Consider the following 15,672-nt stretch of genomic DNA (forward strand, 5'->3'; position numbering starts at 1 on the left):
GTGGCATCAGAACTTGATAACTTTGTCGGCTTTTTTGATGAAGTGGAAGCTTCAAGATCAGAAGCTCAAATGGAGTCACAAATTCCCGTTGAGTTATTTCAAAGTGATACTGACCGCTCATCTTCATTTGATTCTCTTCCTGAAAAAACACAAAAAGAAGTACTTCGTCGTCTCAAAATTATTCAGTTTGTAGAAGTCCGTCTTAAAGGTGGATGGACAGAAAAGAACCTCGACCCAATATTAAATATGGTCGAAAATGCTTTAGAACTACCTCGTCCAAGCTGGCGAACTCTCGCTAGTTGGAAAAAAGACTATTATGAGTCGGGAAAAAAGTGGCTCTCTTTAATCCCGAAGCATACCCAAAAGGGGAATCGAACTGCTCATACAGATTCCCAATTCCTTATTGATGAAGCAATTGAAAGAAAGTATCTGACGAGAGAGCGTTTAAGTGTCGCTGAAACATACAGGTACTATAAAAGCCGTGTGATAAAGACCAATCAAACGATTGTAGAAGGAAAAATAGACCTGATTAGCCAGCGGGCCTTTTATGATCGGGTGAATAGTTTACCTGCTTATGATGTAGCAGTGGCAAGGTATGGTAAGCGCTATGCTGATAGGGCATTTCGCTCTGTAGGTCAGCAAATCCCTGCGACTAAGCCCATGGAGTACGTAGAAATAGACCATACTCCGGTGCCAGTTATATTGATCGATGATGAGTTAGACGTGCCATTAGGGCGTCCTTACTTAACAATGCTCTACGACAGGTTTAGCAAGTGTATTGTAGGTTTGAGTGTTAATTTCCGAGAACCTAGTTTTGATTCTGTTCGAAAAGCTTTGCTTAACGCTCTTTTAAATAAAAATTGGGTTAAGGACAAGTATCCGTCAGTTAAGAATGATTGGCCTTGCTGTGGGAAAATTGATTACTTGGTGGTTGATAATGGAGCGGAGTTTTGGAGTAATAGCTTGGAAGACTCGCTGAAACCCCTAGTGTCAGACATTCAGTACAGTCAAGCCGCTAAGCCATGGCGAAAATCGGGTATAGAGAAACTTTTTGATCAGCTTAATAAAGGTTTGACTAATTCTTTACCTGGAAAAACATTTACAAATCCAACCCAATTAGAAGATTACGACCCTAAAAAAGAGTCGGTTGTTCGAGTATCTGTATTTTTGGAACTACTACATAAGTGGGTAATCGACTATTACCATATGTCTCCTGACGCACGAGAACGTGATGTCCCATACCACAAGTGGCATGAATCGAAGTGGCGTCCTAATACTTATGAAGGTGAGGAGAAATCTAGGTTAAAAATAGAGCTTGGGTTACTCCGGCACCGAACAATAGGGCTTGCAGGTATTAGATTGCATAACTTACGTTATCAATCAGACGAGCTAATCGAGTATCGGAAATATTGCTCTGTAAAATATGAAAGGAAGTTGTTTGTAAAAACAAAAACAGACCCCTCTGATATCAGTTCCATTTATGTCTACCTTGAGTTTGAAAATCGCTACATTAGAGTCCCTGCAGTTGATAATAGCGGTTATACACAAGGACTTTCTCTGTTTGAACATGAACGAATCCAACGAGTTCGCCGTCTAAACACGAAGCGTATGGTTGATGAAGAAGCGCTAGCTGATACCTATCTCTATATGGAAAGCAGGATTGAAGCAGAGACCGAACGACTGCGTAATTATGGGAATAAGAAGCGGTCGCAACCCAAGATTGGAAACACATCAAAATTGGCGAAGTTTAGGGATGTTGGAACTACAGGGCCAAGCTCCATTATTACTAAGTCAGTTAACGAACCTTTAACCAATTCATACGATGAGAGCGTTATCGATTTAGATGACGAGGATTTTGATGAAATTGAGGGGTATTGATAGTGAATATTACTCCAGATCAAAGGGCACAATTAGCTGCTTATGAGAACTGTTTTATTGAGTATCCCGAAATCACTGAGATCTACTCAATCTTTGACCAGCTTCGTTTTAATCAATCATTAGGTGGAGAGCCGGAGTCGTTTCTCCTTACGGGCGAAGCTGGAAGTGGTAAGACAGCGTTGATCGATAATTATCTTAGTCGTTTTGAAGTCAGTGCGAATAGTTGGTCTCAGCAAACCATACTGAGCACTCGAATTCCTAGCCGAGTAAATGAGCAAAATACGTTGACTCAGTTCTTGGTCGATTTAGATGTAAAATCCGGTGGAAGAGGTGTACGGCGGCGCAATGAAATTGCTTTAGCGGAAGCGGTTGTGGCGCAACTAAAGCGTAAATTGGTAGAGCTTATAATTGTTAACGAAGTGCAAGAGCTGGTCGAGTTTTCAACGGCTCAAGAAAGGCAAGTTATTGCCAATACATTTAAATATATAAGTGAAGAGGCAAGGGTTTCGTTTGTGTTAGTCGGTATGCCTTATGCGAGTGTATTAGCACAAGAGCCGCAATGGGATTCACGATTGAGTTGGAGAAGAAATCTCAACTATTTTAAGCTGTTCAAGAGTAAAGTCGATGAAAGAAATACCGCTCAATCATATGAAATCGATGTCGCCCAAAAGAAACATTTTGCTAAATTTGTCGCTGGGTTAGCATCTAGAATGGGATATGACAACCCTCCGAAGCTTACTAATAATGACATCCTATATCCGTTGTTTGTAATGTGCCGAGGCGAGTGCCGGAGACTGAAACACTTTCTGTCAGATGCAATGATTATGAGCTTTAAAGACAGTACAGATACGATTGACAAAGAAACTTTGTCTCGTACTTTTGCCTTTAAGTTTCCGCACATGGCGAACCCTTTTATTTGCTCTCTTAGTGAGATCAAACTGAGCCAAATTGATACCAATTCATTTTACAACACAAAAGCTATTTCAATAGAAGATAGGATCTTAGCTCCACGTTTTACAGACGATTTCCCCTTAAGTATGTTGTTAAGCAAAGGAGGTATGAAGGTTTAGTCTCGAACTAAAGACGCAAGCAGGGCCGCCTTATCTTCATCACTCATCTTTTCAATTACACACGCAAGCTCCGCACTCAACTCATTTTCACAAAAGAAATAGTTGAGTGGTACATCTAACTCTTCAGCCATACGACGTAGAGTACCGATATCCGGCACATGTCTTCCTTTTTCGTAGTGGTTCATTCGACCACTAGCAGAACTCGGCTCCATACCAATTTTCACCCCTAGATCTTTTTGGGTGATCTTGGCTTTTTTACGTGCAGCTTTGAGCCTCTCTGGGATTGGGTTGTGGTTTTGCACTTACTCATTTCTAACAAACCTATCGATAACTTAGATTGTCTAAGTTTTACTGATTTTTGTATACTTAGCAATCCTAAGTTTTTACTGGTTTGAATAGGCTAATGAAGAAAGTACTCAAAATGAATCCTTATATGTTTAACTTATTGATTGAAAGAGAGATGGATAATTTTTCAGTCGTAGAGATAAGAGATGCATTGATGGAATGTGCTCAGATTTTTGAAGATAAAGAGCAAGCTCGTAAGTACGTATACAGACAACTTCTTTCATTTGAGAGGAAGGGGTGGTTGGCTTCCACGGGCTCTAGGAGAGATAAACGCTATTTGTTGACAAAGAAATTTCACTCTCAGTCTTTTGAACCAAGAAAAAGCAGTAAGGAAAAACCAATATCAGCGCGCAGCGAAGAGATAGAAAATACGATTGGTGTGCTTAACCAAGAGAAAACACAATATGAGGGGGAGCTATCAATTGTCTTAAGTGAGCTCGAAGAATATCAATCATTGTTAGTACGTTTTCCTAGCAACACAGTGATATTAAAGCCCATGTTTGATGCTACTAAAGATAGAACTGCCAAACTACTAGGTAAAATCAACGCGTTGACTAACTGTATACATGCTACGAGGACTGAGGCTTCTACATGCAAAAAAGTTAGCACTCTGAAGTATCGAGAAGACGCTGGTTCAGTTTGTTCTTGGTTCCCTTTATCTGCTACTCGACCGAAAACAGAATAGAAGCACTCATACGGGCAAGTAACATGGTTGCGATTTACAGCATGATTTTGTGTACTGTGAAGAAGTGAAAGTGCAGTGGATGTTGAAGAACAGGCAGTTTTTAAAGGTGTCTTTTATTTTGATAACTGAAATAAAAGGTTGTTTACTTTCAGTCTTTACACTTAATTTGTGATGTTACTCATATTAATTTCCATCAAGGATTGACTCAAATATTTCATGTAAGATCAAGGAAAATATTTTTCCGTGCGGTTATTTATAAGCCGATCTCAATACTTGTGATTTTACTTATTCAAGTCTGCCCTTTCCTCATCGGTTAGTATTTACTCACTGATTTTTTTCTTTTGAGTAGTTATCCACAAGTCATCCTAGAACTGTAACTTGATCAAAAAGATCAATAGCACTATCTTGAACGGGCTTACAACCGAAACACAATATATAGTATTCTGGTTGTGAGTAACTTTATACACAATGGAGGGAATGTTGATTGATAAGATTTAAGTAAAAACCCCTAAGCCAAGCTAAGGCTTAGATTAGGGGAAAGAGTATAAAATAGGTTTAGGAGTAAACTAATTAGTATACGACTTTTTTGAGCGGTCTTAGAAGAGTATACATAGTTAGGCACCTCCGCAACCTGAGAATTTTTACAGTGTGACACAGGAAATAGAGATATGAACACTAAGAAATCTTCGAAACAGGTTGCCTCTTTAGCGGCAACAACGTTGCAGGATCCATCTGCATCTGAAACGGCTAAAACTCTTGCAGGGTCAGTATTAGCTCAGTCCTCAACAAATAAACAGACTGGTGCCGACCTCGAAGAAAAAGCCTCAAAAGTTCTGAAAAGCAGTAAATACAGTGAAGACACTAAAACGCTTGCTGGTTCAGTTCTTTCACAGTCCAATAAAAAGAGATGAGGGTAACACTATGTGTAGAACCGATTTGTTGAAAGATACGCAACGTATTATTGAAGGCTTAGGCTTTGAAGAAAATCAATCTGAAAAGCCATTCACTTACCAACGAAATGTAAAGTATCCAAGCATTTTTTCGGAAAAGAGCGATTACGCTAACTTCCTTCTTCACACACCTAAAGGCACTATTCAAGTTATGGCAAGGTTCCAAGAGGTTACCGGAACTGCTATTGAAAAACTTGCTTATATCCCTTTTGATGCCGCCCGCACATCACACAACCATTATATTGTTGTTTGTGGTGGTGGTGAGCTATTGAAACAGAATAGGGCTGTGCGTTTCCTTAATGAGCATAAAGATGATGCCCCTAAGTTGCATGCTTTAGATATAAATAGCTTAGAGAGTTATCTTGAAAGTTGTTTTGACAACAAAGCTGCATAAATAGAAATATCTACAAATCAATCTGTCAGTATCCGAATAAACCTGATCTGACAGATTGTTCTAAAGCATTTTTGCGCCGCATCGCGGTAAGACTATTTATTTAATTAAGGGACAAATATTATGTCAAGATGCACAGCACCAGTGAGAGGACACAGTTCAGCAGCAGCGGCTGCAAACTGTCCTGCATGCCGTTATAAAAGTCGTGGATATAGTAACTATAGCGGCTACAGCTCACCCTATCCATCGTATAGCAGTACGAGTAGCTACCCAAGAAACAGTGGTAGCGCTTCCAGAAGTTCAAGACCTCGTTGGTCTAAACCTAGCTCGACTGTATCGTATACTTCATCTCAAATTCTATCACTTACACCAATAAGGGAAGCCGTTGAAGTTCGAGCCGCCGCGCAGCCGGATCTTCGTGATGCATTTTTATGTCATGCATGGGCAGATCGTAAAGAGTCAGCCAAAGAACTGCATGATTTACTTGAAACCGCAGGTGTTAAAGTTTGGTTTAGTGAGAAAGATTTAGGACTAGGTGTACCAATGATGCGCGCCATTGATAAAGGTTTAGCAAATTCCAAAGTTGGGCTTGTGTTGGTTACCCCTGCAATGTTGGAGCGTCTACCGAAAGAGAGTGTTGCTGATAAAGAGCTTTCAGCTCTATTAGCAGGTAATCAACTCATCCCTATTGTACACAATACGACATATGAAGCTCTTCGCAATGTAAGTCCTTTACTTGCATCTAGGTCAGGCTTGGACACTTCAGAAGACACAATGGCTGAAATTGCTGAAAAGATCGCAGAGTTAGTTGATATTTAGCTTTTTATCGATGCGTTTTTAATTGGCGACTTTTGTCGCCTTTTCTGTAAGTTATAACGTGTTCAGCTCCTCAATACTGGCAATATCACAAACTTATACCAAACTAAAACTTAGTTATTCTAAGTTTTAGTGGTGGCATGTGAACTCAAATATCCAATTATACCGAGACGAATCACTCGAAAGCTTTTTGTTGCGGCTATCACAAGAGCAAGGCTACGAACGATTCGCTCACTTCGCGGAAGAACTTTGGTATCAAACACTTGATGATAGTTCAGGATTGTTAGGTGCGTTCCCACTAGAGCTCAATCGAGTCAACGTTTACCACGCACAAACGACAAGCCAAATGCGGGTGCGCGTTTTCATTTACCTTGAAAATCAGCTAAAGCTCAGTAATTTTGGTGTGCTTCGCCTTACACTCACTCATTCTAAATCTCAATTCTCTCCTGATTTCAAAGCAGTACATCGTTTGGGTGTTGATTACCCCTATGCTTTTCTTCGTAAACGTTTCACGCCAGTTTGTCCTTCTTGTCTATCTGAAGCCTCGTATATTCGCCAGCATTGGCACTTGATACCTCATCAAGTTTGCGAGAAGCATGGTTGCGAGCTCATTCATCGATGCCCTGAGTGTTACGCTTTACTTGAGTACCAGTCAATCGAGAGTATTACTCAGTGCGAATGTGGTTTTCACTTGCCAGAAGCATTGCCTAAGCCAGCGTCAAAATCTGCTCAAATAGTTGCTCGTTGGCTGACAGGGGACCATTTAGACGTGGTTGGGCCCATGGGCAAAGCGATGAGCATTTCAGAGCGTTATGGCTTGTTGCTTTGGTATGTGAATCGCTACGGTAGATTGGAAGACTTTAGTCTTGATGAGTTTGTGCAATATTGCGCAATATGGCCCAAAAGACTGCATCAAGACTTGGATATGCTCGCCAAAAAAGCAGAATTGGTTCGAATCAAGGAATGGAAACAGACGTTTTTCTCTGAAATATTTGGAACATTATTGAAAGAGTGTCGTTATCTCCCAAGTCGCCAGTTGAGTAAGAATATTGTACTTGCCGAATTGCTACGTTATTTCAATCGGCTAGTTGCTGATCATCCTTCATCAGTAAAAGGAAACATCGCAGATATTCTATTGAGCCCACTAGAAGCTTCGACGTTACTTTCGTGCACGACGGATGAAATCTACCGTTTGTATGAATACGGAGAAATCAAAGCGGCCGTTCGACCCCAAATGCACGTAAAAATTGCCAGTCATGAATCAGTATTCACCTTGAGAAGTGTCGTTGAGACTAAGTTAGCGAGAATGTGCTCAGAAAACGATGGTTTAAGTGTTTATCTTCCGGAGTGGTGAAAATGATAAAACTCGGCGATGTATTAGCAATAGAAAAAGACGAGGTAAAGCAGGCGACTTTGAAAAAGGTTTTCATGCCTTACTCGCAAAACATTGACATCGATGGCCATGAAAGAGAGGCGTTAACGGTATTAATTAATTTGAGTTCACACCACAAAGGGTCTAAGTGCACCGATTGGCTTGATATTGATAGAGCGAAAAGCTATCTGTCTCAGGAAGCCAACGTAGACTTATCACTCGCGGAGATAAAATGGTTTCATACCCATAATTTGAAGTATCCAGATTGCCGTGTAAGCGCACAGCGAATTATTGCTGAACCTCTTCCGGCAGAGGGTGCCTTTATTTCAAGTTCTGGGTTACCGCCGAGTTTAGGCTGGGCGCATAATGCAGCTTCTTATAGACACACCATTTGGTTACTGAGTTCTTTTTGTTGGCAGTCGCGAACCGTCAGTATTGTTTCATTAATTCAGCAGCAAAATCCGGTTTGGCTAGACTTGCTACAAGAATTTGGGCTGAGTGTTAAATCACTTAATCTTATTAGCGAAGAAATAGAATTACAGCTTTCATCGACAACATTTCCAACTGAAGTAAACACCTACTCTAAACAGTTACGATTCCCTTGGAATGGTGACTACTTATCGGTTACTCCTGTCGTTAGCCATGCAATGCAAAGTGAGTTAGAGCATCGTCAGCGATCTGAAGATAGTCATCTGAAGTTTGTGACTATGTTGTTACCCAACTCAGCGAGCATTGGTAATTTGTGTGGCAGTGTAGGCGGTTATATGAAAGTGCTGAATTATCCATTGGATATCAGCCCTAAAGTGAACAGAGCATCATCTGAGCAGACATTGGGCGCTAGTAGGCAAAGGAATGGTCGGTATTTTGATGATTACCAAATTACGAACATTAGAATTTGTGAAATCCTAAATCGGTTGGTTGGGGCGGAGCCACTTAAAACACACAAACAAAGAGTGAAGGCGCGAAAAGACCAAAGCAAGATATTAAGAAAGCAGATAGCTTTGTGGATGCTGCCCTTAATTGAATTACGTGATCGTATGGTGAATGATGAGCGAGAGCGAACCATGCATGGTGATCAGTTGATTCACGATTTTTTGTTTTTACCTGAACGTGAATTGTCTTCGCTGGCAACATCACTTAATCAAAAATTACATTTGGTAATGCAAGGCAATAAGTTTACTCGAAAATTTGCTTATCACCCTAGGCTGATGCAACTGATAAAGGCTCAGATTGTTTGGATTCTAGATGTGCTGAGTAAGCCTCAACAACAAGAGGGCGGTTGTGGTGCAGAGGAACAGTATATCTATCTGTCTTCACTACGGGTACAAGATGCGCTCGCAGTAAGTAGCCCTTATTTATGTGGCGTCCCCTCATTGACCGCAATTTGGGGGTTTGTTCACCAATATCAACGAGACTTTAATACGCTGACTAACGGCGACGCATTTTATGATTTCACGGGGTTTGCATTTTATGTACGTAGCCAAAACATTATTGCTACCGCCAAGTTGACTGAGCCCTGCTCGTTAGCGAAAGCGAGAACCCTTTCAAATGCAAAACGTTCCACAATTCGGGGCGATAGGCTGGCTGATTTAGAGATTGATTTAGTCATTCGTGTCCAAAGTAGAGGCCGGTTATCAGATTGTTCTTCAGAACTTAAAAATGCACTGCCAGTATCGTTTGCTGGAGGTTCTGTGTTTCAACCTCGTATTTCTTCCAAAATTGACTGGTTAAGAACTTTCTGTAGCCGTTCTAGTTTGCTTCATATTTTGAAAGGTTTACCTGCCTATGGAAGCTGGTTGTACCCAAGTGAGAGGCAACCAGAAAGCTTTGATGAACTTGAATTGATGTTATTAGAGAATGAAAACTACCTTCCAGTTTCTAATGGCTATCACCTGTTGGAAGTGCCTACGCAGCGAAAGAACTCCCTTACTGATCTGCACGCTTATGTCGAAAATACCTTAAGCGTCGCGAACCAGGTGAACCCAATAGAAATGCGTTTTTCTGGAAGAGCTCCCTTTTTTGAGCAGGCTTTTTGGTCGCTAGAATGCAGTCCTACAACTATCCTTATTAAAAAATTATAGGAATGAGTTGCTTATGGAACTGTGTAGCCAACTGAATTATGTCAGGTCTCTTTCTGCGGGTAAGGCGTGTTTTTACTATCTAACGCCAAGTGGCGATATGTGTCCTTTGTCTATCGACAAAACTCGTTTGAGGGCCCCAAAGGGAGGTTATTCAGAGGCGTATAGAGGGAGTCAGTTCCATCAAAAGAATGTAGCGCCTCAAGACCTGGCCTATGCAAATCCTCAGTTTATCGAGGAGTGCTATGTTCCCCCAAGTACTGATGAAATAGTCTGTGAGTTTTCGCTTCGTGTTAAAGCTAACTCGTTGCACCCTGAAGTTTGCAATGATGATTCGGTTCGTGAACAACTCGCTTTACTTGCCGCTACTTATAAAGATCTAAACGGTTACCAAGAGCTTGCCTATCGATATGCAAAAAATATTTTATTGGGTACTTGGTTATGGCGAAATAGAGAGTGCCGCGGTGTTGCTATTGAAGTGACAACAAGTGATGGCGAAATTATTCTCATCAGCGATGCTACAAGGCTATCTTGGTATGGTCATTGGGATGAACAATCGACTGAGAGCTTAGAAAGGTTAACAAGTTATTTGTCTAGGGCATTGTCTGATAGTGCACAATATTTCTATATGGATGTGAAGGCCTTACTGGCTGTGGGGCGGGGAGATGAAGTGCACCCTAGTCAGGAGTTCTTAGATGATAAACAAGAAGGTGTCCCGACCAAACAATTAGCTAAAGTTCGACTAGCCGATGGCCGAGAAACTGCCGCCTTTCATGCTCAGAAAATTGGTGCAGCTTTGCAGTCGATTGACGATTGGTGGCATGAAAAAGCAGATAAACCGTTAAGAGTTAATGAATATGGGGCTGACCGAGAATATGTCATTGCCAGGCGTCATACTCAATCAGGGAACGATTTCTATCAGTTGATTCGTCGTACCGAAGCATGGACAGAGGAAATGGAGAAATCGAAAAGTATACCTAATGATGTTCATTTTATTATGTCGGTACTCATTAAGGGTGGGTTGTTTAATAGTTCTAAGAGTACTGCTAAGTGAGGTACGCATGATAAGTAAACGATACTACTTCTCGATACGTTACGTTCCTCTACATGCAGACTTCGGATTATTGGCGGGTCGCTGTATCCAACAAATGCATATGTTTATTGTTAATAACCCTCTGGCGAAGAACAAAGTGGGAGTTTGTTTTCCTCGCTGGAATGCGACGAATATTGGGGACACTATTGCATTTGTTATGGATGATAAAGAGGTGCTGTTAGGACTCTCTTTTCAGTCTTATTTTTCAATGATGGTGAAAGAGGGGGGATTTGAACTATCGAGAGTGTGTGAGGTTCCGGTAAATACTCCTGAAGTACGGTTTGTGCGTAATCAGATTGTCGGAAAGAGTTTTATCGCGTCTAAACAACGACGGATGAAACGTAGCATGTTGAGAGCGGACTTGTCTGCTACAGAACACACCCCAATCGCTAAAGAAGAGCGAGTAGTGGATCATTTTCACCGAGTTCCAATTTCAAGTGCTTCATCAGGTCAGGAATACCTATTACATATTCAAAAAGAGTTTGTTGAATCAAGAGAACAGGCTAATTTCAATAGTTACGGACTCGCAACGAATCAAGAGAAAAGAGGGACAGTCCCAGACCTTAGTATTTACCCCTTTTTTGAAGAATCAATGTAATTAACTATAAAGCAGTAGGTTACAAGACGTGATGTAAAAAGGGGAATTTCAAAGAGTCACTTGGCTTAGTCAATAAATCAGAAGCCTATGGGCTATGCTTAACAGGTATCTGCCGCATAGGCAGTCAAGAAAAGGCTAAGTTTCTTATGTTGCTCAATTTCTTTGTGATCTGCCGCATAGGCAGCTAAGAATAGGTCTGGAAGAAAACAACCTACCTGCTGAACAAGCAGTTTTTATTAAACCCACTAAGTAAATACTTGGTGGGTTTGTTTTTTGTAGTATCTGAAACATAATTTTCCCGAAATGAGTTGACGGGATGTGTAACACATAAATGCCCCTTTTTAATTTAGAGTTTCTAATAATCCCATTTTTAACCATCAGCATTTGACCAAATTTCCCTAATGATTCAGTATCGTACTGATTGCATTATGATGTTGATTGGATTAAGTCCTTTGATTTAGCAGAGATTCATAATATAGAGAGCTAAATACATGTACCGTCATTGTGTCTCCCAATTCATTTAAATCTAATAACTATACATATATGAATAAAATAATTACCTCATTTGTACGTTGGCTCATCAAGGGGCTTGATAAAACGGTGTCTTGGTTGGAACAAAAAAACGCCAGCGATATGCAATCGAAGTTCGTAGATCTAGCTCCGACAGATGACGCGGATAAAACAGGCACCTACTCAGAAGCGTTACGATTTGCAACGAATAATTCTAAAATCTCAAATATAGCCCTGACGGGCCCTTATGGCTCAGGAAAGAGCAGCATTATTCAATCTTTTCTGAAGACGTATCGACGGCCAGTTCTTCATATTTCTCTCGCGACTTTCATTACCGAAGCTGAAACGAAGGTAGAAACGGTGGATCGTCAGGAGATCGAGAGGAGTATTTTACAGCAGATGCTTTACGGTGCGGATGCAAACAAACTCCCGTTATCTCGCTTTAAGAGAATTCAGTCGCCTGGTGTTGGGTCGATCTTTAAGTCACTGTACATTTTGTTGGGGATGTTCGCGCTTTGGTATGTGTTTCAGCAGCGGGAGGGAGTCATCAGCGGTACTTATTTCAAACCTATTGCGTTGGAAAACTCTGTCAATTTAGGTTTCTTTGTGTTTGCTACAGCATTCCTCTGGCGGATACTGCATCACTTCTATGTCGCGAGCTTTGGTTTGTCGCTCAAGGGGATTTCGCTAAAAAATGTAGAAATTAAGCCCGCGTGTGATGATGAATCCTCAATACTGAATCGTCATTTAGACGAGATAATCTACTTTTTCCAGGAAACTAGTTACGATCTTGTAATCATTGAGGATCTAGACCGATTCGACAACACAGATATTTTCGTTACGTTGCGTGAAATTAACGGTCTTGTTAACGCAAATTCAGGCGTAAAACGTCATATTCGATTCCTATATGCACTACGCGATGACATATTTGCGAACACAGAGCGAACCAAGTTTTTCGAATTTATCATTCCAGTTATTCCGATCATCAACTCATCGAACTCAATTGACATGGTCTTGAAGATTGGAGCGAGACTTGCGCTTAACGAAGGCCTTGATCGTCAGTTTCTTAGAGAGGTATCACGTTATTTAAACGATCTACGGTTGATTCAAAACATCTTTAATGAATACAGCATTTATGTGGATAATTTGAAAACAGATGGAGAATACTTGCTCGACGCCAATAAACTCCTTGCCGTTTTGATCTACAAAAATGTTTATCCACGGGATTTCGAAAAATTACACCGAGGCGAAGGGACCCTCGCCGCAATATTGAATTTCCAAGATGAGTTAATAAGTCACGGAGAAAAAAAATTTAGAGCTGAAATTACTTCACTCGAAAAGCAACTTGATATCGCTGAACGTCAAACTCCTGCTGACTTAAAAGAGTTGCGTCAAATATATGCGATGGCTCTAATTGAGATGCTGCCACCATACACTATTAGCGTGGGTATCGAGCAAAATAATCAAGTGGCTACTGCCCAGTTGACAGGCTTTGAAAAGTTTGAAGAGCTGATCGAGGCTCGATATATCTATTCTCGAAACATTCATCGTCAAAATAGTCGCTTGGATGTTTCTGCACTCCAAGATAATGTAGACCAGCACAAAACTTATCTTCAACGCAAAGAGGAGATAGAACATAAGGCAGAGGAAAATAAAACCAAAACTCTACTAGCAATACGAGATCTTAGACCAAAGGTTGCAGGGCTTAGAACTGCGAAATTCCATGAACAATTACGATTGCATGGCGACCATCTACGGGAGTTTTTCGAGGAGTTTGGTCAGAATGGAGAGCTTGCTCGGTTTCTGCTGTTAGAAGGTTATCTGGACGATACCTATTACCAATACACCTCACTTTTTCATTCTGGTCGATTGTCTCCCAACGACAATAAATTTCTCATTAAAATACGTGCATTTATTACGCCAGAGCCAGATTTTCCTATTGATAATCCAAACGAAGTTATTGCGGCGATGAGAGATGAGGACTTTGGACAAAGTTATGCTTTAAACATCTCGCTTGTTGACGCTCTGTTGAGTGTTCAACACCGTTACCAAAGTCAATTAGAGAGGCTTTTAGGGTACATTATGGAAGAGTTTTCCAACTGTGAAGACTTCTTTATGGCTTATTACAGCAGCGGGAGTTATGTCCCAAAATTTCTCCAACAGTTAGCTAATGTCTGGAGTGATTTTGTACTGACTGTACTTTCTAGCCCAAATAGCCTTGTACATGTTGTTCAGCTGATTGGAGGATTAACTGAACGTTCACTTAAATCCATTTCAAGAGATTTTGAAGAATTCCCCGTTTTTGTATCAGAGAATCTCTCCGATATTCTGATTAGTTCGCCTGAGCTTGATCCAGAGCGGCTCGTTTGCCTCAATTTTGACGTTAAAGACTTCGAAGCAATCAAAGACCACTTTGACATTGTGAACTCAATGTTTGAAGAGGGGCTTTTTGACCTTACGTTAGCGAACATAGAGTTCGCTTATCAAGCGATATTGGGAGAGGAAGATATCACCCCATTGCATACAAGGAACTTCACGGCAATACGTGCGACGAACAGTACTGTCTTGATAGATCGAATTGAGAGTAATTTTGGCAATTACTTACGCAATATTCTTTTGGCTATCCAAACTAATACTGAAGAAGAAACATCCGCTATTTTGGACGTAGTTCGCCGTGAAGAGATTGACCTCAATACGATCCAAGAGTTTCTTGAGCAACAGACGCAACAATTACCGACGTTAGAAGATGTACCCGATAGATTACATTCTATGCTCTTCAGTTTAACTATGATTGTGCCAAACTGGGAAAATTGCCTTTTCTTTATGGCAAGTGAAGGTTTTGAAGCACAAAGCTTGGTTGAGTATCTCGATCGAGACGTCGTTAGATCGGTTATCCTGAAACAAGCGGTCCCCAGTGATAGTGATTCGAAGTCTATACGTTCTTTTCTTCTTAACGCGAATTCTCTTTCTGATATTAGCTACAAAGAATATGTGCGAGCTTTACCCAAGTCATTTACACATTTTCCAGAAGGGATTGAACCAACAAAGCTTATAATATTAATTCAGGAAGCGAAAATCGAATTTTGTACTGATAGTCTAAACGCGCTCAACGAAAGAGAGTTGCAAGTATTGTTTGCGGCAAATAATATCGATACATTTCTGGCTGGGCCAGAAGACTTTTCATTAGAAGATGATTTCTTGGAAGAACTGCTTGAGTCGGATATTTCGCAGAAAAACAAGATAAAAGTCGTCGAACTGATGGATTTACATTCGTTAGTTGATCTTCCAGAGCGTTCTGCACTTGTTGGTTCAATCATCGTCAATTCAGATGCAAATCTACCAAACATTGACGGAGATATAACTAGTGCTCTGATAAAGAACTCCTCTCCAATAGCAACGCAAATTTCACTCTTCAATAAATATCACTCTCATTTGAGTAACGATGAAGTACGTGATGTATTGGTGAATCTACCGAAGCCATATTCCGAAATAACCCGTGGTTACCATACGCCAAGACTAAAAGAGGCACCTGAGAATCAGGCACTGGTCTCCTGGCTCGATTCTAGGGAAATAATTTCCTCTTGGAAAATTAGCGATATATTTAAAGAAATAAAGGTGAACCTCTATAGATCTTGAGAAGATAATGCTTGATTGTTTTTGGGAGTATCACCTTACTAGCTAGCACTCTTAACTTTGTATTTTTGGTATTGCACACATTACTAATCATAAATACAAAAATTTGGCCTGCTACGTGTAGGGTGGCGTATGATTACAATACTAGGAGTAATCCGAATAGTAGAAGTGTTCCGAAGAACGTAACACGCTTTTGTCCAACGGCTTGCTGACGGGGTAGATCATCGTAACGCAGAACTGCCCCAAAATGGGT

General features: G+C 40.7%; 12 protein-coding genes. 11 read left to right on the forward strand and 1 reads right to left on the reverse strand.

Translation table 11 applies throughout. From position 1 onward, the window contains the following. Both VER99_RS04565 and VER99_RS04570 read left to right on the forward strand, forming a co-directional pair. Entirely contained in the window at window positions 1-1,878 is a 1,878-nt protein-coding gene (locus VER99_RS04565) for a Mu transposase C-terminal domain-containing protein (protein ID WP_024372703.1), read from the forward strand. 2 nt (window positions 1,879-1,880) lie between these two features. Beyond that, window positions 1,881-2,948: a TniB family NTP-binding protein gene (locus tag VER99_RS04570; RefSeq protein WP_024372704.1), complete on the forward strand. Its 1,068-nt coding sequence runs from the start codon at window positions 1,881-1,883 to the stop codon at window positions 2,946-2,948. Here VER99_RS04570 and VER99_RS04575 read toward each other — a convergent pair. Continuing rightward, window positions 2,945-3,250, reverse strand: coding sequence for a helix-turn-helix domain-containing protein (locus VER99_RS04575; RefSeq protein ID WP_020332806.1), 306 nt, complete (start codon window positions 3,248-3,250; stop codon window positions 2,945-2,947). The genes VER99_RS04570 and VER99_RS04575 overlap by 4 nt on opposite strands. A gap of 101 nt (window positions 3,251-3,351) precedes the next feature. On the opposite strand from VER99_RS04575, the gene VER99_RS04580 reads away from it, so the two are divergent. From VER99_RS04580 to VER99_RS04620, 9 genes are all read left to right on the forward strand, one after another. Beyond that, window positions 3,352-3,978 (forward strand): hypothetical protein, encoded by a 627-nt coding sequence (locus VER99_RS04580; protein ID WP_020332807.1) that lies wholly within the window; start codon window positions 3,352-3,354, stop codon window positions 3,976-3,978. A 668-nt stretch (window positions 3,979-4,646) separates the two neighbouring features. Then, window positions 4,647-4,889, forward strand: a complete 243-nt coding sequence (locus VER99_RS04585) for a hypothetical protein (RefSeq protein WP_020332809.1) — start codon at window positions 4,647-4,649, stop codon at window positions 4,887-4,889. Between the two features lie 25 nt (window positions 4,890-4,914). After that, window positions 4,915-5,322: a PD-(D/E)XK nuclease superfamily protein gene (locus VER99_RS04590; protein ID WP_306764218.1), complete on the forward strand. Its 408-nt coding sequence runs from the start codon at window positions 4,915-4,917 to the stop codon at window positions 5,320-5,322. A gap of 120 nt (window positions 5,323-5,442) precedes the next feature. Beyond that, complete coding sequence (locus VER99_RS04595) at window positions 5,443-6,138, forward strand: toll/interleukin-1 receptor domain-containing protein (RefSeq protein ID WP_020332813.1); 696 nt, start codon at window positions 5,443-5,445, stop codon at window positions 6,136-6,138. 139 nt (window positions 6,139-6,277) lie between these two features. Beyond that, window positions 6,278-7,489 carry a TniQ family protein gene (locus tag VER99_RS04600; RefSeq protein ID WP_020332814.1) on the forward strand — a complete coding sequence of 404 codons (1,212 nt, stop codon included), beginning with the start codon at window positions 6,278-6,280 and terminating at the stop codon, window positions 7,487-7,489. 2 nt (window positions 7,490-7,491) lie between these two features. Further along, the gene (locus tag VER99_RS04605; protein ID WP_020332815.1) at window positions 7,492-9,588 is read left to right on the forward strand and encodes a type I-F CRISPR-associated protein Csy2; all 2,097 of its coding nucleotides are present in this window, start codon (window positions 7,492-7,494) and stop codon (window positions 9,586-9,588) included. A gap of 13 nt (window positions 9,589-9,601) precedes the next feature. After that, window positions 9,602-10,639: a type I-F CRISPR-associated protein Csy3 gene (csy3, locus tag VER99_RS04610; protein ID WP_020332816.1), complete on the forward strand. Its 1,038-nt coding sequence runs from the start codon at window positions 9,602-9,604 to the stop codon at window positions 10,637-10,639. Between the two features lie 10 nt (window positions 10,640-10,649). Next, window positions 10,650-11,276, forward strand: a complete 627-nt coding sequence (gene cas6f, locus VER99_RS04615) for a type I-F CRISPR-associated endoribonuclease Cas6/Csy4 (RefSeq protein WP_024372705.1) — start codon at window positions 10,650-10,652, stop codon at window positions 11,274-11,276. Window positions 11,277-11,876: 600 nt separating this feature from the next. Then, the gene (locus tag VER99_RS04620; RefSeq protein WP_236614639.1) at window positions 11,877-15,422 is read left to right on the forward strand and encodes a YobI family P-loop NTPase; all 3,546 of its coding nucleotides are present in this window, start codon (window positions 11,877-11,879) and stop codon (window positions 15,420-15,422) included. Window positions 15,423-15,672: the final 250 nt, after the last annotated feature.

Source organism: Vibrio natriegens NBRC 15636 = ATCC 14048 = DSM 759 (assembly GCF_035621455.1).
Classification (GTDB): Bacteria; Pseudomonadota; Gammaproteobacteria; order Enterobacterales; family Vibrionaceae; genus Vibrio; species Vibrio natriegens.

Excerpts from the sequence above, each read along its gene's own strand:
- VER99_RS04580 (WP_020332807.1), top strand. The coding sequence starts at position 3,352 with ATGAAGAAAGTACTCAAAATGAATCCTTATATGTTTAACTTATTGATT.
- VER99_RS04585 (WP_020332809.1), top strand. The coding sequence starts at position 4,647 with ATGAACACTAAGAAATCTTCGAAACAGGTTGCCTCTTTAGCGGCAACA.
- VER99_RS04605 (WP_020332815.1), top strand. The coding sequence starts at position 7,492 with ATGATAAAACTCGGCGATGTATTAGCAATAGAAAAAGACGAGGTAAAG.
- csy3 (WP_020332816.1), top strand. The coding sequence starts at position 9,602 with ATGGAACTGTGTAGCCAACTGAATTATGTCAGGTCTCTTTCTGCGGGT.
- VER99_RS04595 (WP_020332813.1), top strand. The coding sequence starts at position 5,443 with ATGTCAAGATGCACAGCACCAGTGAGAGGACACAGTTCAGCAGCAGCG.